The sequence below is a fragment of the Blastocatellia bacterium genome, assembly GCA_016713405.1.
Classification (GTDB): Bacteria; Acidobacteriota; Blastocatellia; order Chloracidobacteriales; family JADJPF01; genus JADJPF01.
In genome coordinates, this window is record JADJPF010000008.1 from 36,907 (window position 1) to 57,079 (window position 20,173).

17 protein-coding genes are annotated in these 20,173 nt (G+C 35.0%); 6 read left to right on the plus strand and 11 right to left on the minus strand.

The annotated features are described in order from the left end of the window. Positions 1-30 precede the first annotated feature (30 nt). From IPK14_12225 to IPK14_12235, 3 genes are read left to right on the plus strand one after another with little or no spacing between them, the layout of a single operon-like run. A complete protein-coding gene (locus tag IPK14_12225; protein MBK7994149.1) occupies positions 31-1,056 on the plus strand; it encodes a patatin-like phospholipase family protein in 1,026 nt (341 codons plus the stop codon). A gap of 42 nt (positions 1,057-1,098) precedes the next feature. Then, entirely contained in the window at positions 1,099-1,509 is a 411-nt protein-coding gene (locus IPK14_12230; protein ID MBK7994150.1) for a GntR family transcriptional regulator, read from the plus strand. A gap of 7 nt (positions 1,510-1,516) precedes the next feature. Continuing rightward, a complete protein-coding gene (locus tag IPK14_12235; protein ID MBK7994151.1) occupies positions 1,517-1,990 on the plus strand; it encodes a hypothetical protein in 474 nt (157 codons plus the stop codon). 84 nt (positions 1,991-2,074) lie between these two features. Here the strand turns inward: IPK14_12235 and IPK14_12240 are convergent, their stop codons facing one another. Genes IPK14_12240 through IPK14_12250 form a run of 3 tightly spaced genes read right to left on the minus strand, consistent with a single transcriptional unit; the run spans position 2,075 to position 5,577 of the window. Further along, the gene (locus tag IPK14_12240) at positions 2,075-3,781 is read right to left on the minus strand and encodes a M20/M25/M40 family metallo-hydrolase (protein MBK7994152.1); all 1,707 of its coding nucleotides are present in this window, start codon (positions 3,779-3,781) and stop codon (positions 2,075-2,077) included. A 45-nt stretch (positions 3,782-3,826) separates the two neighbouring features. After that, positions 3,827-5,350: a pyruvate kinase gene (pyk, locus tag IPK14_12245; protein ID MBK7994153.1), complete on the minus strand. Its 1,524-nt coding sequence runs from the start codon at positions 5,348-5,350 to the stop codon at positions 3,827-3,829. 17 nt (positions 5,351-5,367) lie between these two features. Then, positions 5,368-5,577 carry a DNA gyrase inhibitor YacG gene (locus IPK14_12250; GenBank protein MBK7994154.1) on the minus strand — a complete coding sequence of 70 codons (210 nt, stop codon included), beginning with the start codon at positions 5,575-5,577 and terminating at the stop codon, positions 5,368-5,370. A gap of 253 nt (positions 5,578-5,830) precedes the next feature. Here IPK14_12250 and secA point away from each other — a divergent pair, with 253 nt between their 5' ends. Next, positions 5,831-8,581 carry a preprotein translocase subunit SecA gene (gene secA, locus IPK14_12255; GenBank protein ID MBK7994155.1) on the plus strand — a complete coding sequence of 917 codons (2,751 nt, stop codon included), beginning with the start codon at positions 5,831-5,833 and terminating at the stop codon, positions 8,579-8,581. A 120-nt stretch (positions 8,582-8,701) separates the two neighbouring features. Then, positions 8,702-9,838: a hypothetical protein gene (locus tag IPK14_12260; protein ID MBK7994156.1), complete on the plus strand. Its 1,137-nt coding sequence runs from the start codon at positions 8,702-8,704 to the stop codon at positions 9,836-9,838. A 71-nt stretch (positions 9,839-9,909) separates the two neighbouring features. Here the strand turns inward: IPK14_12260 and IPK14_12265 are convergent, their stop codons facing one another. From IPK14_12265 to glgA, 8 genes are all read right to left on the minus strand, one after another. Next, positions 9,910-11,610 (minus strand): NAD-binding protein, encoded by a 1,701-nt coding sequence (locus IPK14_12265; protein ID MBK7994157.1) that lies wholly within the window; start codon positions 11,608-11,610, stop codon positions 9,910-9,912. Positions 11,611-11,931: 321 nt separating this feature from the next. After that, positions 11,932-12,651, minus strand: a complete 720-nt coding sequence (gene queC, locus IPK14_12270; GenBank protein MBK7994158.1) for a 7-cyano-7-deazaguanine synthase QueC — start codon at positions 12,649-12,651, stop codon at positions 11,932-11,934. A gap of 11 nt (positions 12,652-12,662) precedes the next feature. After that, positions 12,663-13,559, minus strand: coding sequence for a tyrosine recombinase XerC (locus IPK14_12275; GenBank protein MBK7994159.1), 897 nt, complete (start codon positions 13,557-13,559; stop codon positions 12,663-12,665). 36 nt (positions 13,560-13,595) lie between these two features. After that, complete coding sequence (locus tag IPK14_12280) at positions 13,596-14,564, minus strand: VWA domain-containing protein (GenBank protein MBK7994160.1); 969 nt, start codon at positions 14,562-14,564, stop codon at positions 13,596-13,598. Positions 14,565-14,577: 13 nt separating this feature from the next. Beyond that, the gene (gene trmFO / locus IPK14_12285; GenBank protein MBK7994161.1) at positions 14,578-15,906 is read right to left on the minus strand and encodes a methylenetetrahydrofolate--tRNA-(uracil(54)-C(5))-methyltransferase (FADH(2)-oxidizing) TrmFO; all 1,329 of its coding nucleotides are present in this window, start codon (positions 15,904-15,906) and stop codon (positions 14,578-14,580) included. 111 nt (positions 15,907-16,017) lie between these two features. Then, positions 16,018-17,322 (minus strand): adenylosuccinate synthase, encoded by a 1,305-nt coding sequence (locus IPK14_12290; GenBank protein ID MBK7994162.1) that lies wholly within the window; start codon positions 17,320-17,322, stop codon positions 16,018-16,020. 98 nt (positions 17,323-17,420) lie between these two features. Continuing rightward, positions 17,421-17,747 (minus strand): thioredoxin, encoded by a 327-nt coding sequence (gene trxA / locus IPK14_12295; protein ID MBK7994163.1) that lies wholly within the window; start codon positions 17,745-17,747, stop codon positions 17,421-17,423. Positions 17,748-17,821: 74 nt separating this feature from the next. Next, a complete protein-coding gene (gene glgA, locus IPK14_12300) occupies positions 17,822-19,264 on the minus strand; it encodes a glycogen synthase GlgA (protein MBK7994164.1) in 1,443 nt (480 codons plus the stop codon). Between the two features lie 341 nt (positions 19,265-19,605). Between glgA and IPK14_12305 the strand changes: the two genes are divergently transcribed. After that, positions 19,606-20,151: a twin-arginine translocase TatA/TatE family subunit gene (locus IPK14_12305; protein ID MBK7994165.1), complete on the plus strand. Its 546-nt coding sequence runs from the start codon at positions 19,606-19,608 to the stop codon at positions 20,149-20,151. Positions 20,152-20,173: the final 22 nt, after the last annotated feature.

A 20,173-nucleotide genomic window follows, 5' to 3' on the forward strand; every position in this document is an offset into this window, starting at 1 on the left:
TCAGGACAAAAAAATGGCATATTACTTTTTATGTCTAATCAAGAAATTTCTTTAGAAAAACAAAATAAAAAAGTTAGTAAAACAAAACGTGACAAAAAAGCTATTCATTTAGATTTAGTAGAAAGTGGTGGCGGAATGTGGAAAGTTTCCTCCTTACCAGCCATTAAATATTGTCTAGATTCCGGTGTTATACTGCGTCGTTTAGCTGGTGTAAGCGGTGGAAGCTTAATAACCGGCCTAATAGCTAGCGGCATTACACCTCTTCACCTTTATGCTACATTGCCACACGTTCATAATGTCAATTTTTTTGATGCTTTCCAAATCCCTGTTAGGTTAAGAGAAATTTTCCCTGACTATTTATTAAAAAATAATACTGCCGGTCGTTTGCCTAAACAACGAGACTTAACTTTAGGCGAATTATCCATAGATCTTTCTGTTGCCTGTGCCTACCTAGATGTTTCTGGTGGAATTATAGATGTGCTAAAACGCTTAGGACGACTTCTACAAAATTTTACCTTTAGCAAACTTTTTTCTTTAACAACAGAACTTGCATCTTTTTTAGCAAAATTAAAAATTCAAGATGCAATGCAAGAAGCTGTTGTAAATGCTGAATCTGTAGTTTTATCCTCAAAAACTACTCCTGATGTTTCATTAATTGATGCAATAACAGCTAGTTGTGCTTTTTTTGCTAGCTACCATGTAAACTCTTTAGACCTTTTTGATGGCTTTTACTTTTCTAATTTACCAACTAGAGCAGTAATTAGACCTAATGAACCAGCTAATATTTTAGCTCATCAAACTAACCCATTTACAGGTAATTCTTGGGCTAGCTGGTTTTTACATCGAGTCTTTAATGAAACAACTATTCAAACCCTTCAAACTCGTTTTGATGAAGATGAAGATTTAGCTAGTCAACACGGCATTTTAATTTATCCAAAAGTCCAAGAAATAGCTTCTCCTTTTTCGGCTTCGCTTACACCTACACTAGTAAACGTAGGAAAAGATTCTCTGTCACATCATCGATTTAAGATAGATAGAAATCTGCTTAAGCGTTAAGCCAAGTTGTTAATACTTAAAAAATAATTGGAATGTAAATTTATGCACCTATGGATAGCTAAAGATAGCGAAGTTTCAATTCATGAACAATTAGCAACACAAATAATGCTAGCAATTGTTAGCAATGACTTAAAAATTAATCAAAAATTACCTAGTACCCGTGAATTAGCTCGCCGCCTAAGTATTCATCATAATACTGTAACAACTATTTATCATGATTTAGCCGAAAGAGGTTGGCTAGAAATACGCCAAGGAAGCGGTTTTTATGTACGCGAGCGTTTACCACAAATAGATAATCAGCTTAAGCTAGATCATTTAATTTTATCTTTTCTAAAAGAAATTCGTAACCAAGGTTTTACTATTTCTGAACTCCAAAAACAGCTTCCAAAATGGTTAGAAAGACCAGCATCCAGACCACTTTTTAGTTATAGATCCAAGCAAAGAATTACGTAAACTTTTAATGAAGGAAATTCATTTAGCAACAAAATTTCCAGTACGTGAAGCTAGCCTAGAAGATTGCAATAATCTGCTTGAAGGTGCTATTCCTGTTGCAATGTATGGACGTGTTGATACAACAAAGCAAAATTTACCAGCTAACTTAAAGCTCTTAAATTCTCGTTCTGTTCAGCAAGATGCACAAAAATATCCTACTCCCCCTAAAGATATTTCCATAATAGTAATTTCTTATTGGCCTGAGTTGTTACGCTGGGCAAAAGCCTTGTTAACTGCAATCGGTGTTGAGTCAGGTAATTCAAGCTTTCGTGATGCAAGAAATAAAGATTGGAAAGAAGGTATTAATAAATCAAAAAGCTTTTTGATTGTTGATATTTTAGTAGCTAAAGAACTTCCTCCTAATTGCCAATACTTAGTTTATAAGATAATTGCTAAAAATTCTTTAGCAGAACTAAAAGAACTAATAAATCCTTTTAGCTAAGATTAAGATAAGCCCAGCCATAAATGACCGGGCTAGTAATAAATACCACTAATGTGGCAACAATTAAACTTAAAAGAAAAACTTCTATTTGTTATCAGCTACTTTTACTGATTCATCCCATTTAATTTTAGTAGGATGGTTGGCAATTTCACGACCAATTAAGTAAGTTAATTGGGTGACAAAGAAAATTTTCTCAAAATTAATTTTTTCTACTGTGTCGCTTGGTTGATGATAATCAGGATGAAAAACCCCATCATCAATTGAAAGTATTGGAATTTTTTTTGCAAAAAATGAGTAGTGATCTGAGCCTCCAGAAACCCTTAAGTTTGCCTCATGGTTAAGTTCTAAAGCCACTTGCTTGTTAGCTTGTTTTAAGATTTCTCCCATTTCTGGCGATTGAGCAGAAATTTCTGTGTAAATATAGCGACGAAGATCTTTAGGTTTTTCCCGTCCATTAGTTAGCTGATGTGGTCGCGGTTCAACATCTCGGCCAATCATATCTAGTTGCACCATAGCAGTGATTTTTTCCAGTGGCACAGGTGAATGATCAGTAAAATATTCAGACCCAAGCAAACCTTTTTCCTCTGCTCCCCATAAACAAAAGATAATACTGCGTTTAGGACGTTCTTTTGCACGACTAAAAGCAAAAGCTAACTCCAGTATTGCAGAACTTCCAGAAGCATCATCATCAGCACCATTCCAAATATAACCATCTCTAGTGCCGTCATGGTCTAAATGCGCTCCTAAAACTACATACTCATTCTTTAAGTTAGGATCTGAACCTTCTAACATCCCTACAACATTAGTAGTATTAAGTAATTTATGCTCAACTTCTAAGTCAAATTTAAGTTGTTTACCTGTTAATTCTCTTGAGTTTGGTTTTAGATTTTTGTCTATTTCCGTTTGAAGTTCTGTTAGTGAGATTCCAGACTTATTAAAAAGCTCATCACTAACAGTTTTTGAAATATTAATAATTGGAATACGGTCTGTTGTGTTGTTATCTTCAGCCAAAACCATCCGTCTTCTTAGTGTAGGAGCATTAATATTATTTCTAAACTTTTGAAAAATGTTAGTAGCAAAATTCATTAGCATTGATTCATGTTTTCCTAATGGATCACGAACTAACAACATAGCCACTGCACCGCGTTCTTGAGCATTTTTCTGTTTTTCAAAAATTTCTGCACCATTAAAAAAGCGGTTGCGATTTTCTTGTTTATAAAAGTAAGATTTGTCATCGCCTTCACCCGGTGCATGCCCCATAACTACAACTATTTTATTTTTAACATCAATACCTGCAAAATCGTCATATTTAATTTCTGGTACAACCAACCCATATCCAGCAAATACAACAGGAGCATTAATTGAAACTGTAGTGTTTGCACGATTTGTAAAAAAATGCACTCGGTTTGTAAATTCTTTAGTAGTTTGGCTATCCCCTTCTTTTGTAATGAGTTGTAGCGTCTCTTTATTTTTACTAATTATTTCTAGTAGCGAAAATGTTTGTAAATAACTTTTTTCACCTGCTGTTGTTGGGACTATTGGAGTTAAGTTCCATTGTTGAAACAAACTAGCAGCATATCCAGCAGCAATATCATAGCCCTTGGTTGCTGCTTCCCTACCCTCTAACATATCAGAAGCTAAAAAATTAAGGTGTGCTTTTAGCGATCTAACACTAATTGCTTGATAGCCTTCATCGGTTTCATTTCCTGATGAATAAGCACTTATTGGTCTTATTGGAAGTGAACAAAAAATTAGGAGTGCTATTAGCACCCCAAAAAACGTTTTACGCATTTCTTTTAACATCCTTAGAAATTAAATTTTTAGTAAATCCAATGATTACTTACTAGTTTCGCCTACCTTGTGAAGTTTAACCATGTTGGAAAGTGGCATTCCTTCAATAGTACCAGCAACAATAATTATGGTGTCATCAACATCAGCTAAACCTAACTCTATCAACATTTTATCAGCAATTTCTAAAAAGGCTGTTGAACCATTAGTTTGTAGCAAAAAGCTTTCTATGCCCCAAACAGCAGCCAAACGACGGTGTGTTTCTAATATATGAGTAAAAGCTATTATGTCTTGTTTTGGTCGTAAGGCAGAAATATGTTGAGCCATAAAACCACCTTCAGTAAATACAGCAATTAATGGTGCAGCCACCTCATCAGCAGCAAATGCAGCCGCTTCAGCTAATGCTCGACCATAGGAACCTGTTCCACCACCTGAAGCTAACAGTTCTCTTACTCGACGATCTTTTTGTTGCAAGATCTTTTGTTTATAAACAGCTTCTTCTGTATAGCAAACAATCCGATCCATTGTCTTAATTGAATCTATAGGATAAGCACCAGCAGCAGTCTCACCTGATAACATTACTGCATCTGTTCCATCTAACACCGCATTAGCAACGTCTGAAGCCTCGGCACGTGTAGGACGTGGATTATCTACCATTGATTGCAACATTTGTGTAGCAGTAATTACTATTTTACCTACTTGATTTGCCTTACGAATCATTTCTTTTTGGTAAACAGGAACACTTTCTGTTGAAGTTTCAACGCCTAAATCGCCCCGTGCAACCATAATTCCATCAGCAATTTTTAAAATATCATCTAGTTCTTTTAGTGCTTCTCGCTTTTCAATTTTAGCTATTAACGGAGGTTGATGACTATCAGTAGATTTAGCTAGTTGTTCAATCAAGTTTTGTGCCTCTTGACAGTCTTTTGCTGAACGCACAAAGGAAAGTGCTACATAATCTACACCTTGTTGAATACCAAAAGCTAAATCACGTTTATCTTTTTCTGTAATTGAAGGAATAGAAAGCGGAATTCCTGGCAAATTGATCCCTTTATTTTGCCCTAACATCCCGCCATGAATTATTCGGCAAACTATTTCTTTTTCCGTTTTACTTTCCACAACAAAATCTAGTAAACCATCATCTATCAATATTTTATCGCCAACTCTTAGATCTTGAGTTAAATAAGGGTAGCTAGCACTAACTCGTTTAGCATCGCCTTCAATTTCTTCTGAAGTAATGGTTAATAAACTTCCTGCTTGCAGTTCTACTGCTTTTCCACCTTTAAGTTTACCTGTGCGAATTTTTGGCCCACATAGATCTAATAAAATTGCAATAGGTCGGTGAACTTCTTCGCTTAAAGCCCGCAAATAGCCTATTACTTGGGCATGAGCCTCATGACTACCATGAGACATATTAATTCTCGCTACATCTAGCCCAGCATTAACTAATTCTCTCATTACTTCCAATGAACTGGAAGCAGGGCCAATTGTGGCAACAATTTTAGCTCGACGACGAAAACGCAAACGACACACAGGACTAGTAACATCACTAAGATTTTTATGTTCTGTCATAAATACCAACTTTTTGTTTAATTAATAAAATCTGATTTTGACTTTTGGGAAGTTTCTGTTAAAGAATCAGCAGCATCTTTATCTAGCTCTGATATTGGATTACCACTAATACGGTAGTCTCCATCGGCCCATTTACCTAAATCCATTAATTGGCAGCGTTCAGAACAAAATGGGCGAGTAGGATTATTTTCCCAGGTAGTTTCTTGGTGACAAATTGGGCATTTCATAAAAAGACCTCAAAAATTTTTCTAGCCATTATAGTTTATACAGAAAAAAACGTAAATCTAACCATCTCATTTGCAACAAATAACAACTATTTGATTAATAACAACTTGTTTAACATACGGCTTTCTTGACGCAAGATTTAGCTTCTTTTACAATTGTTGGATAACAATCCATTGCCTTAAGTTTATCTTTATATTTGATACTTGACGTTGGGTTAGTAAGATTAAAATTTGGAAACGGTAAATATTAATTATTATGTTAAATAAGATTTTGACCAAGATTTTTGGCAGTGCTAATGAGCGCAGAGTAAAACAATTAAGACCAATCGTTGAAGCAATTAACGCATTGGAAGACAAAATTAAACCCCTTTCAGATGACCAATTAAAAGGCAAAACTGCCGAGTTTAAAGAAAAACTTGAACAAGGTGCTACCCTTGATAATCTTCTTCCAGAAGCTTTTGCTGTAGTAAGAGAAGCCTCCCGCCGCGTTACTGGAATGCGTCATTTTGATGTGCAATTAATTGGAGGAATGATCCTTCATAGCGGTGCTATCTCAGAAATGAGAACTGGCGAAGGTAAAACCTTAGTAGCAACATTACCTACCTACCTTAATGCCTTAGAAGGAAAAGGGGTTCATATCGTTACGGTAAACGATTATTTAGCCAAACGGGACTCGGAATGGATGGGTAAAATTTATCGTTTCTTAGGGCTAAAAGTCGGTTGTATTCAACATGATCTGGATGATTTCCAACGTCAAGAAGCCTACAAAGCAGACATTACTTATGGAACTAACAATGAGTTTGGCTTTGATTATTTAAGAGATAATATGAAATTTGACCTAGCTACTTGTGTGCAACGTGGTCATAATTTTGCAATAGTTGACGAAGTTGATTCAATCTTAATAGACGAGGCCCGAACACCCTTAATTATTTCTGGTGCTTCTGATGACTCAACAGAAAAATATAAAATTGCCAACGAACTTATCCCTAAATTAAAAAAAGATGAAGACTATCAAATTGATGAAAAAGCTCATTCTGCTGTTTTAACAGAAACTGGTGTAGACAAAGCAGAAGAATTCTTAAAATGTGAAAATCTTTTTGACCCTTCTAATATTGAGATCCTACATTGTCTTAATCAATCCCTAAAAGCACACTCTTTATTTATTCGTGATAAACACTATATAGTTAAAGATGATCAAGTAATTATTGTTGATGAGTTTACTGGACGGATAATGCCTGGACGACGTTGGTCAGATGGGTTGCATCAAGCAGTAGAAGCTAAAGAAGGCGTAAAAATCGAGCGTGAAAATCAAACCCTAGCAACTATTACCCTACAAAACTACTTCCGTATGTATAAAAAGCTGGCCGGAATGACTGGTACAGCAGAAACAGAAGCAGCAGAATTTGGTAAAATTTATAATTTAGATGTAATCGTTATTCAAACACATCGGGCAATGGTACGCAAGGATTACTCTGATGTAGTTTTCCGTACAGCAGAAGAAAAATGGGAAGCTGTAGTAGAAGAAATTAAAGAAATACACCACAAAGGCCAGCCTGCCTTAGTCGGTACAGTTTCAGTAAATAGTTCTGAAAACCTTGCTAAACAACTTAAAAAACTTAATATTCCTCATAATGTTTTGAACGCTAAACCAGAAAATGCTGCTCGTGAAGCTGACATTGTTGCTCTAGCAGGTCGTAAAGGTGCTGTTACGATTGCTACAAATATGGCTGGTCGTGGTACAGATATTTTATTAGGTGGTAATCCTGAAGCACTAGCAAAAGAGATGTTGAAAAAACGTGAAATCAACCCTGCTCTTGCTACTCCAGAACAATTTGAAGAAGAGTTTAAGAAAGCAAAAGAAATTACTGATAAAGAACATGATGAAGTAATTGCTTTAGGTGGATTACATATTCTTGGTACAGAACGCCATGAATCCCGTCGTATTGATAATCAATTACGTGGCCGTTCAGGTCGTCAAGGCGATCCAGGTTCTTCTAGATTTTATCTTTCTTTAGAAGATGACTTAATGCGTATCTTTGGCGGAGATAAGATCAAAGACTTTATGCTAAGAATAGGTATGGAGCGAGGCGTAGCGATTGAAAGCGGCATTGTTAGTAAACGTATAGAAGCAGCACAAAAATCAGTTGAAGGACATAACTTCTCTATTCGTAAACACTTACTTGAATATGATGATGTTATGAATAAACAAAGAGAAACTATCTATAGTTTGCGCCGAGAACTACTTGTAAATCAAAATGCTCGTGAATTTATCCATATTGCAGAAGATTTCTTTGAAGATATGGTAGATGAGCTTATTCCTGCTGATGGTGGTTTAGAGGATTGGAACTATGATGGGTTAAAATTAAAACTTAAAGAACTCTATAACTATGAAGTTGATGAAGTTGATAGTAGAAAGCTAGACGATCTTACCAATCATGAAATTAAAAGTCTTGTTTGGCCGTTAATCCATAAAAGCTATAAAGATAAAGAAGAAGTGGCAACTGCTGACTTCTTAAAACATTATGAAAGAATGATAATGTTAGAAGTTATTGACCAACAATGGAAAGATCATTTACTTAATGTTGATCACTTAAAACAAGGTATTGGGCTTGTAGGTTATGGTCAAAAAGATCCATTAGTAGAGTATAAGAAAATCACCAAACAACTTTTTGATAGTTTAATTGAACGAATAGATGAAGAAACTATTAAAATTTTATTCCATCTAAAATTTGTACGTGAAGAACCTAAAGCTGTTGAAGAAGCTGTTCAAGCTGTTACACCTAAAACACCTGTTGCATCTCAATCATTTACATTGCCTTCAATTGGGCGTAAATCCCAACGTATGAATATCACTTTTACCAAAGCAGCAGCACCTTCTGTAACAGGAGAGGTTGATCCAGAAGAAGACAAACAGCAAACTGTAGTAAATTCAGATAAAGTTGGACGAAATGAGCTTTGTCCTTGTGGCTCAGGTAAAAAACACAAAAAATGTTGTGGAGCAGCTTAATTTATAAACCTAAAGTTCTATAAAGTTAGCCACAGGAAAAGCTGTTTTTCTGTGGCTAACTTATTCTACTAACTTATTCTACTAACTTATATTTGTTTATTTGAGGACAATAACAAAACTATGTCTAATCCAATACTTAATGCAATCAAATCAGGCAATGCCCCAAAACCGGCCCGCCTAGCAGCAGCACGGGGAATGCTTCCTCTATCACAAGAAGATATGTTGCAGGCTTTGATTTTGCTTGGTCAAGACCCAGAAGAAGACATTCGCACAGCCGCACAAGCCACATTAAATAATTTTGATCCAGCAGCATTATTACCAATTGCTCAAAACTCTAATTCACCTGTAGAAGTACTTAATTTTTTAGCAGGTTGGCCCAAAGCTACCAATAACATAATAGAAGCTATAATCTTAAATAAAAATACGGCTGATGAAGCAATTGCAATGATTGCATCTCGTAGTAATAATGCCTCTTTGCTAGAAGCCATTACCATTAACCAACAACGTCTTATTCAATATCCTGCTATCATTGATGCAATTTTAGCTAACCCACATCGTAGCCCAGAAGCAGAACGTCGCGCACGTGAAATCAAAACAGAATTCTTTGAAAAAGAGCTAGGTGCTGCTCGTGTTGCAGAAGAACAAAAAGCTCGCGCCCGTTTAGCTCAAGCACTAGGTGTAGATGTTTCCGAAGATGAGTTTCAATCTGTAGTAGCAAGTTTTGAAAAAGAGGTTGGAATTAAGGCCGAAGATACTGACCCAGGACTTAATTTTGACCCTGAAGCAGAACTACGTAGACTGCTTTTTGAAGTTAAAGAAGATGGTGAAGAGTTATCAGACGAACAACTATCTATTTATCAAATAGTTGCAAAAGCTTCAGCAAAAGAAAAGATCTTTTTAGGTCTTAAGGGTGGACGGGATGTTAGAGCATTGTTAATTCGTGATTCTAATAAAATGGTTTCTTCAGCAGTAGTTAAAAATCCTAAGATTACAGAAGGAGAAGTAGAAAAATTTGCTAAAATCAAAGGTATTAGTGAAGAAGTATTAAGAATAATTTGTATGAATCGTAATTGGGTTAGTAACTACCTTATTATTCATAATTTAGCACTTAATCCACGTACACCAATTAATTTCTCTATGTCTTTTGTTAATAGATTGCAATTAAAAGACTTAAAATCTTTAACTAAAGATAAAGGTGTCCCTGACGTGCTTCGTAATATGGCAAAACGCCTAGTTTCCCAACGTCAACCGCAATAAATAACTAACTAGGAGTAAGATTAAGCATAACGCATTAATCTTACTCCTAGTTGGTTTATGACTTGTAATTTCTAGTCTTCAGCAATAACTATAATAGAATCTTCTTCTGTAAATGTAACAAGTTCTGACTTATCTGGATTAAGTCTAACACCATAAGCTTTATCAGCATTTTGGCTTTCAGCAGCTATACGATAACCAATTGCAATATGACCTCGACGACGAGCAGATTCAACTACAGTGTAAAAATCTATCTTCTTACCTGCTAGAACATATTCATTTGCAAGTTTCATGCTAATTTCTGAACCATCTTGATCAAAAATATCAGCAAAAATTGGGTTAAGGTATTTATTTTCTGAAATTTGAGTTAATAGTAAGCTGATAAGACGATCGCTAACAATAAAATCATCAGCATTAGTAGCTTTGGCTAGCTCTCGATTATTAACATCCATCATTTCGCTTACTATGGCAAAATTAGATTTGCTTTTTGATTCTATATCGCGTAGATGAAGTAATGTCATTAAAGTACAAGCATCTGCTTTTTGAGCATCCTTATATTCAGAATAACAAAGAACAATAATTTGATTAAAGCTTTGCATCTGAAGTTCATCAAGTAAAAACCGGTCTGTAGTGTCACCAAGACGAAAACTAACAGTTTGATTTTTTAATTCAGAGCAATCTTGATTAATTTCTTCTTCTGCTTCGGCTATTTCAGCAACAACAAGTAAAGATGACCCTTGTGCAACATAATTATCCAATTCATTAATTATTTTTGAGGCTCGTTTATTCCAACCTAAGATAATTGTTCTTTCTGGGTTTATTTCTTTTTTCTTGCCTTTCACAATTACATCTTCTGCAATTTTAATACTTAATCCTGAGAAAATTACTTTATCGTCATCCTCTGCAATAGCTATTACTTTGTCACCATCTTTAATAACTGTGTTGTGAGGTGGATTAAGTGCAACACTATTATCTTTATATTGCAAACCAATAATTGCTGCTTTGTTGTAAAGCAACAAGCTATCACTAAAGGTTTTGCCTACTAATTTTGGTTCTTGTTGGAAATAAATTTCATCCCCACCAAAATCAAGCAAATCTGTATAAACTACAGAAAGCCCTGATTGACGACAAGTTTGAGCCGTTATACGAGCAATAATATCTTCACTTTGCACAACTTCAATTTCATTAGCTCCTATAATACCAATAATATCGTTATTTCTAGGATTATGTAATTCCACTACAATATGATAAGGGGTTTTACGTCGGTTAGGATTATTAGTAATTGCCAATAAAGTTTTAATTACTTGTGCATCTTGCTCATCGCCTTCAGCACCTAGAACAATAATTGATTTTGACCCTGGTAAATTAACTAATTCTAGGTCAAGTATATCCATTGGGTTTCCAGTTCGACAAACAATGCGTAATTTTCCTGTATTCTTTCCAATTTTATTACGAATTTCATCTATCATTTCCATTTTATCTTTATCAGCTAGAATTACAACACAGGAGTATTTTTGATTAGTACTTGCTACAATTAACTCACTTATAATTGTAAAAACATGTGCAGACCAACCTAAAATTACAGTGTGATTATTTTCAACTACTAGGGTACGTCCTTTTTGTAATTTTTCTATTTGGCTTTCAATTCCTGCTGTAAGTAAACCTATTAAGGTACTAAAGATAAAAATTCCCCCAAATGTTGTAGCAAGCATTGCACTAAGAAACATCCAGTTTCCATCATCACCGCCTATAGTTCCAGCATCCATTGACCGCATCAAACCCATCCATAGTAATTCTGTGAAGGTGAATTCTGTACCATCCATTGTTGTTGGAGTAGGAAATAATTAGTATCATTATGGCAGATATAATGCCTAGCCACCCAATTAGTGCAACTGTGCCTTTAGACATAGTATTATCAAACCAATAGCGTAGTTTATGTTTAAATGAGAATTCTGTCATAACATGATGACCTCCGCACTTATCTAATTAAATATTTAGGGTAATGCCATTTTAGGAAGTTGTAGTAGAAACAAGAGATTACCAAAAATTTTCTCTATTTCCTAACATTATGAACAACTAAAGATAAATTATTGGTATTATTGGTATTTAATAGGATCTGTTGCTTTAGCTTCTTGAAAGCCTTTTAAGCGCAGTTGGCAACTATCACAGCAACCACAAGCTAACCCCATCTCATTAGGGTCATAACAACTATGTGTTAATGAATAATCTACACCTAACTCTAGACCTTGCTTAATAATTTCTGCTTTGGATAGATTAATTAATGGTGTGTGAATATGGAAAGATAAACGGTTTTCTACTCCAGCACCTGTAGCCAGGTTTGCAAGTTTTTCAAAGGCAGCAATATATTCTGGGCGACAATCAGGATAACCTGAATAATCTAAAGCATTTACTCCAATAAAAATATCAGAGGCGTTTAATACTTCGGCCCAGGCTAAGGCAAAAGAAAGAAAAATTGTATTTCTAGCAGGAACATAAGTTACAGGGATAGTTTTTTCCATCTCTGTTAAAGATCGCTCTTTAGGAACAGCAATTTCTGCTGTTAGGGCTGATCCACCTATACGACGCAGATCTATGTTAATTATGGCGTGTTCAGCTACAGCAAAATGTTTAGCAATTTCTTTAGCTTTTTCTAGCTCAATATCATGACGCTGACCATAACAAAAGGAAAGAGCATAAATTTTATATTTTGCAGCCCTAGCAATTGCTAAAACTGTTGTAGAATCCAATCCACCACTTAACAAAACAACAGCTTTTTTATTAAGATCAACATCTGTTGAGATTAAAGAACTAGTCATATTTCTCGCTTCTATTTTCCTTGATCTCCTGCTTTTGCAACTAGTTGAGCATATTGCTGAGTAGTAGTTAAACGAGCATGTCCTAAAAGTTCTTGTAAAGATCTTAGGTCTGCTCCAGCACTAAGTAAATGTGTCGCAAAGGAATGACGTAGGGCTTGTGGGCTAATATGATGCATGTCGGAACATTGTTCAATATATTTATCAACCATTCTACCTACAGATCTAGTAGTGATACGTGTCCCTTGATAATTAAGAAAAAGTACCATTGACTCACGAATATCTTCGTTTGCTTCAGCTAAAAGCTGACCTCGAACGCCTAGGTAAGTTTCTATAGCGACTTTGGCATGCGGACTAAAAGGAACTACTCTTTCTTTTTTACCTTTAGTTTTAATTCTTAAGGCTAAGTTATTAAAATCCAAATCATTTAAGTTTAAGTTTACTAGTTCAGAGACTCTAAGACCTGAGCCATAAAGCAGTTCTAAAATAGCTCGATCTCGTTTACCTAAAACACTATCACGTTCTGGAACCTCTAAGAACTTAATAACTTCTTCTACAGTTAAACTATTAGGAATTTTCTTTTCTAATTTTGGAGATGCAACTAATTTTGCAGGATTTTCTTGAATTACTTTTTCTTGACAAAGATACTTAAAAAACGATCTAAGTGCAGCTAAACGTCTGGCAACAGAAGACTTTTTCTTTTTTCCTTGATAAAGTGAGGAAATATAGCCTCGTACCGTAATTACATCTATTTTATTGACATCTATTTCTGCTCGATTGCCCATATTATCTTGTGGAGCTAAATAATCAGCAAAACTTTCTAAATCTATTCTATAATTACGTAAAGTGTGTTCAGATACGTTACGTTCGTACATTAAATGATCAATAAATTTGTCCATGTATGATTGCATAAAGAAGTTATTCCTAAGTTTTGGGAATTTTAATTGCTAGTCTTTGCTAGCATAGTAGCCTTTTCTAGCTCTAACTTTCAAGTCAGGATTTTTTACATTAACCTTTAAGGCTCGATAATTTACAGTCGTTTGCTCATTGTTTTGTTCATTAGCAGGGTAAAAAGTTAAAACATATTGCGCACGCACAACAGCAGCTAGTCTAGCAAAACTATCATCTAGATCATTAATATCCTTAGGGAAAAATACCTCTCCACCTGTACGTTCACAAATTTTTTCTAGCTCTTTATCGCCTAATGTTGCGCCTTCTTCATCTAGCTTAGTAGCTGTATAAATTCCATAAATTACAGCATCGGCACGCTCAGTTAATCTTAGTGCTGTTTCTAGCGTGGTTTTACTAATTACATTAGAACCATCTGAAATAACTACAATAACTCGTCGGCCAGAAACTTTTTCAAGCTGTTGTGCTGCTAGATAAATAGCATCATAAAGTGCTGTTCCACCTTTTGCTTTAAGTGAACGAGAAGCTTTTAGCAAAGCTTCTACATCAGAAGTAAAATCTTGTTCAATTCTTACATCATGATTAAAGCTAAGTAGCGCGGCACGATCTACAGGGCGAAGAACAGACTTAAAGAATTTTGTAGCAGCTTGTTGTTGAAATTTTATTTTTGGCTTAACACTTACACTTGTATCAAAGAGAACTATTAATCTTAATGGTGCAGTATTTTCTCTAGCTACGGTAAATATTTCTTGGGGGATGGTGTTTTCTAAAAGTTCAAAATCATCTTTTGCTAGATTATTAACCAGATTTCCTTTTTGATCTGTTACAGAAACTAACACTGTTACAAGTTCGGTTTTTACTTTTACAACGCTATCATCTTGAGGTTTAACAGCTTTTTTCTCTTCTTTATCATCTTGAGTAAAAGGTTTGACATTCTGAGCCAAGCTAGCTAGCCCAGAAAAACATCCAAAAATAACAAGCAGTAGTATTAGTCTTTTTAACATCATCCTAATTTTACTCTTAAGCAGGAAAAACTTGTTTTAACCAATCATCAAAGGCAGTTAAAGCCATTTTGACTTGTAAATGTTTACGCTCTGCCTTTTGCTTAATTTTACGTCTTAGTTCACTGTCTAAAGCTGGTAACAAGGCAAAAGTTATATTTGCTGGTTGATAGGGTCTTACTTCACAATTAGCAACATAATTTAGCAAACTACCTATAGCACTAAGACGAGGAACAGCAATAGGATTAAGATTTTTTGCTACTTTTGCAGCAGTAATTCCTGCAACTAGTCCAGTAGCAATTGATTCAACATAGCCTTCTACCCCAGAAATTTGACCAGCAAAATAAATTCTAGGATCTTTTTTTACCTGTAAAAATTCATTAAGTAAATCTGGAGCATTTATATAAGTATTTCGGTGAATTTGTCCATACTTAATAAATTCAGCTTGTTCTAGTCCAGGAATTAATTGTAAAACTTTTTTCTGTTCACCAAACTTAAGATGGTTTTGAAAACCTACTAAGTTGTAGCTATCTGCCATCAAGTTTTCTTGACGTAGTTGGACAGCCGCATAAGCAATTCTACCTGTTTTAGGGTCAATTAGTCCAACAGGCTTCATTGGGCCAAAACGTAGTGTATCGCGTCCACGTCTAGCTAGTTCCTCTATTGGCAAACAACCTTCAAAATACATTGCTTTTTCAAAATCTTTAGTTGCAACTGATTCTGCTGTAATTAAAGCTTGATAAAACTCTTGATACTCTTCGGCTGTCATTGGGCAATTAATATAATCTTTATCGCCTTTATCATATCGAGCAGCACGAAAAACTTTATCATAATTTATAGTTTCTGCGTCAACTACTGGACTAATAGCATCATAAAAATAAAGATGCTCTGTGCCAGTAAGTTTAGATATTGCTTCAGATAGGCTTTTTGATGTTAGCGGCCCGCTAGCAATTATAACTTGCCCTTGATCAGCTATAACAGGCATTTCCGAACGTATTAAATCTATATTTGGATTAGCTTCTATTTCCCTAGTAACTTCACTAGAAAATATTTCTCTATCAACTGCAAGTGCTGCGCCTGCTGGCACTCGACATCTATTTGCTACTTGTAAAAGAAGAGAGCCAGCACGTCTTAATTCTTCTTTTAGAAGATAGGGAGCCGTTCCAACTTCATCAGATTTTAGCGAATTGCTACAAACAATTTCAGCTAACTTGTCGGTTTTATGGGCTGGGGTTGGCATTTCTGGGCGCATTTCATAAAGCTTAACTTTAAGGCCAAAACGCGCTGCTTGCCAGGCCGCCTCACTTCCAGCTAAACCGCCTCCAATAACTGTAAGATCATGGTTCATTTTGATTAGTTAAGTCCTAAAAAAATCTTTGCCAACCAACATTAAAAATATTAGGAAGTTTATTTCTATTGAGCAATATTACTTGGCAATTATTTAGCTTGTTAATTTTATTTATTTCATTAACCAACCCTGCATTAATTGATTAGGTAAGAAAATAGTTTCGTCTCGTTCAGGCCCAGTTGAAATCATTCCTATAGGGCATTCTACTAGATCTTCAAGCACTTTTACATAATCTTGTGCAAGTTGTGGTAGTTCTTGATAATTTTTTATTTGAGCAGTGTTTTGTTGCCAACCTTTAACAGTTTTGTAAATAGGTTCAACTTGTTCTAAAGCACTAGCTAGAGCAGGAATTTCCTTTATTTCTCCGCCTTTGTAGCGATAACCTGTGCATACTTTTATTTCTGGCATTTCATCTAAAACATCTAATTTGGTTAAAGCTATTGTATCTATTCCACTTACTAAAACACTATAGCGAACTATTAAAGCATCAAACCAACCTGTGCGACGTGAGCGACCTGTTACAGCACCAAATTCACTTCCACGTTTTCTTAAATGCTCCCCAATTTCATCATTTAGCTCTGTAGGAAATGGGCCACTTCCTACCCTAGTAGTATATGCTTTAGTAATTCCAAGTACGCCACTAATTTTCCCTGGGCCAAGTCCAGTGCCAACGCTAGCTCCTCCAGCCGTCGCGCTAGAAGAGGTTACATAAGGGTATGTTCCATGATCAATATCTAGCATTGTTGCTTGTGCGCCTTCTAGCAAAATGTTTTTCCCTGCTTTAACCATACTATTAAGAAAATACGTAGTATCTTTAATGTAAGGGATTAAGCTTTCAGCAGTTTGAAAATAACTTTCATACATTTCTTGGTCATAAGCTAAGTTATGGCCGCTAGCTTTTAAGTGTTCTTGAGCAAAATTTAAGTTAGCTAGCACTTTTTGACGAAAAGATTGATTATCTTGTAAATCACCTACTCGCAAGCCCCGACGACTAATTTTATCTTCATAGGTTGGGCCAATACCACGTCTAGTAGTTCCTACCTTTTCATTACCTAAAGCATCTTCTCTGGCAATATCAATAGCACGATGATAAGGCATAATTAAATGAGCGCGGTTGCTAATCCATAACCGACCTGAAACATTAATTCCGACTGTTTCTAGTTCTTCTACTTCTGTTTTTAGTGCTTGTGGATCTATAACTACGCCATTACCAATAATACAAGTAGTTTCTGGATGTAAGATACCTGATGGAAGAAGTCGCAAGATAAATTTACGATCACCAACTACAACCGTATGGCCTGCATTATGACCACCTTGATAACGAGTGACGATATCAAAATGAGGGGTAAGTAAATCAACAATTTTTCCTTTACCTTCATCACCCCATTGTGTGCCAATTATTACAATATTTCTCATAAAAAGATCCTTAAAAATTAGAAAAGCACATAGAAACTAAAACCGTGTTTTAGCTATTTTTTCTATGTGCTTTAATGTTTTTGGTTAAACAAACAATTTTATAAATGTTTATCTAACATACGAGCAATATTATCTTTAGTAGTAGCTCCAACTACGCGCTCTTGCTCAACACCATTTTTGAAAAGAATAAGCGTAGGAATACCTTTAATTCCATATTTAGCAGAAATCTCATTGTTTTCATCAACATTGAGTTTTCCCACCTTTGCTTTTCCTTCATAGTCTTTTGCAATTGCTTCTACAGTGGGTGCAAGCATCCGGCAAGGTGCGCACCAAGCAGCCCAAAAATCTAATAGTACAGGAACAGATGAGTCCACCACCTCAGATCCAAAATTGTTATCAGTAATCTCTAATACATTACCCGCCATTAGAATATAACCTACCTTTCTAAAAGTTTAGTTTTGTTTTAAGTGTTAAAATCTTTTAATTTAATAGCCTAATTTTAGTTATTTACTAATCTTTGTTTTACAGTACGGTAAACATCTAAATATTTTCTGGCAGATTTTGACCAAGAAAAATCTTCTGTCATACCATTAATCATTATTCGCTGCCAAAGTTCTGTTTCATTATAAGCAATTAATGCTTCATAAACACGTTCTAATAATTTTTCTGTATTATAGGAGTAAAACTTAAAACCGTTTCCTTCTAGTTTGACTCGATCAAAATTCTCTACTGTGTCATCAAGTCCACCAGTAGCATGAACAATAGGAACTGTTCCATAAAGTAAACTATACATTTGGTTTAACCCACAAGGCTCATAATAAGAAGGCATTAAAAAAATGTCACTTCCTGCTTCAATTCTATGTGCCAGCGGATTATTGAAGCCAAAGTATACACCAACTCGATCAGGACGGCTATCACGTACCGCTTGAAAATACCTTTCATAATAATCTGAACCTGAACCTAACAAAACAAAGTTAGCAGAAGTTTCCAGGATACGATTCATAATTTTTATGATTAGATCAAATCCTTTTTGATCTGTCATTCTGGAAATTATTCCAATCAATGGACGATCTAAATCTAGTGGTAGTCCAAAGGTTTTTAATAATTCTCGTTTACAAATTTTCTTGCCACTTAAATCATTAACTGAATAATTTGCTGGTAAATGAATATCTGTTGCTGGATTCCAATCATCCATATCAACACCATTAAGAATCCCAATTAAAGAATAACGTCTTGACTTAAGTAACCCATCCATCTTAAAACCATGCTGAGGGGTTTGTATTTCTTGCGCATAGCGGTTACTAACTGTAGTAATTGCATCAGCATAAAGAATTCCGCCCTTTAACGCGCTTCCAACATTGCTAAACTCTAAGCCTTTTTGCCCATAAGCAAGATTACTATCTAAGCCAAAATAAGAGATAGCATCTAATCCAAACATTCCTTGGAAAGCTAAGTTATGAATAGTTAAAATTGTGGCTGTTTTGGCAAAAAAAGGATTGCTAGCATAGTTAGTACGTAAGTAAACAGGTATAAGCCCTGTCATCCAGTCATTACAATGAAATACATCTACAGTTTTGTTTGTTTGGCGATAAAATTCTAAAACTGCCCGGCTAAAATAGGCAAAACGCTCTGCATCATCTCTATGACCATAAAGACTGTCACGCCAAAAATATTCTGGAATATCTACAAAATAAATTGGCACTCCATCTTTTTCTTCATACCAAATAGAGCAGTTTTTTGTTTGATAAGCAAATGGGACGGCTAAATCTTTAATTAATAGCTGACCGCTTTTTATTGTTGAGTACCTAGGCATTATAATAGATACATCACAACCTAACCTAGCTAAAGCTTTAGGTAAAGCACCAACAACATCTGCCAATCCACCAGTTTTTGCAAAAGGAACAACTTCTGATGCAGCTAAAACTATTCGTAATTTTTCCACTATTATAAATACCTATAATTAGATTCTATTCCATAAAAGGGACTTATTGCTAAAGGATATTAGGAAAGGAACTTATCAGTGTCAAGCTTAGCTAGAAATAATATTATTTTAATCTAATTACTTGATGCTAGTGTTTGCTATCTTTAGATTTAGCAAAAATACAAAACTTTAATTCTTACAAGAATTTGCTTTGCTTGACTAAGCTTTGTTAGCTAACTAATATTAAAGCCAAGTGAAAAATCCACTATTAAAAACAAAGCGTAAATATAAGTAAGAACAGTCAATATTTTAATTATTTTTATTTATTAGGTTAGAAAACCTCAAAGAAAGAGCAAAAGTATATGGGTAATTTGGGTTGGACAGAAATGTTCTTTATCGCAGTTATAGCCTTGATAGTTTTTGGGCCTCGTAGACTACCAGAAATGGGAAAAAAACTTGGACGTGTTATGGCACAACTAAGGCAGGCTTCAGACCAATTTAAGAATGCATGGGAAAATGAAGTAGAAAAAGATGGAGGTTTGCAAGATTTAAGAAAGCTTAAAGATGATCTAAACCCCATCAAAAAACTTAAAGATGACCTAAACCCAATGAATATGCTAACTAAAAGCTCCTCTTCTAGTTCTAATAATGAACCAATAGAAAATACTCTACAAACTACTAATGTTTTGGAAAGCTCTACTCAAACAGAATCTAGTAATATGACTAGTATTGAAACATCAAATATTTCTAACAATGAAATTAATCCAGAAATTTTTACTCCTCCTATTGGTGTAGTAGAAAGGACTAAGCCCATTAGCACAATTGCTAATAATTTAGCACCTGTTGCAACAGTTGATCCTCCATCTCAGGTAGAAGAAAACCAGCAATCCATTAGTCTAACTAAATAATTAAAAGTAAAAATTAAGAGGC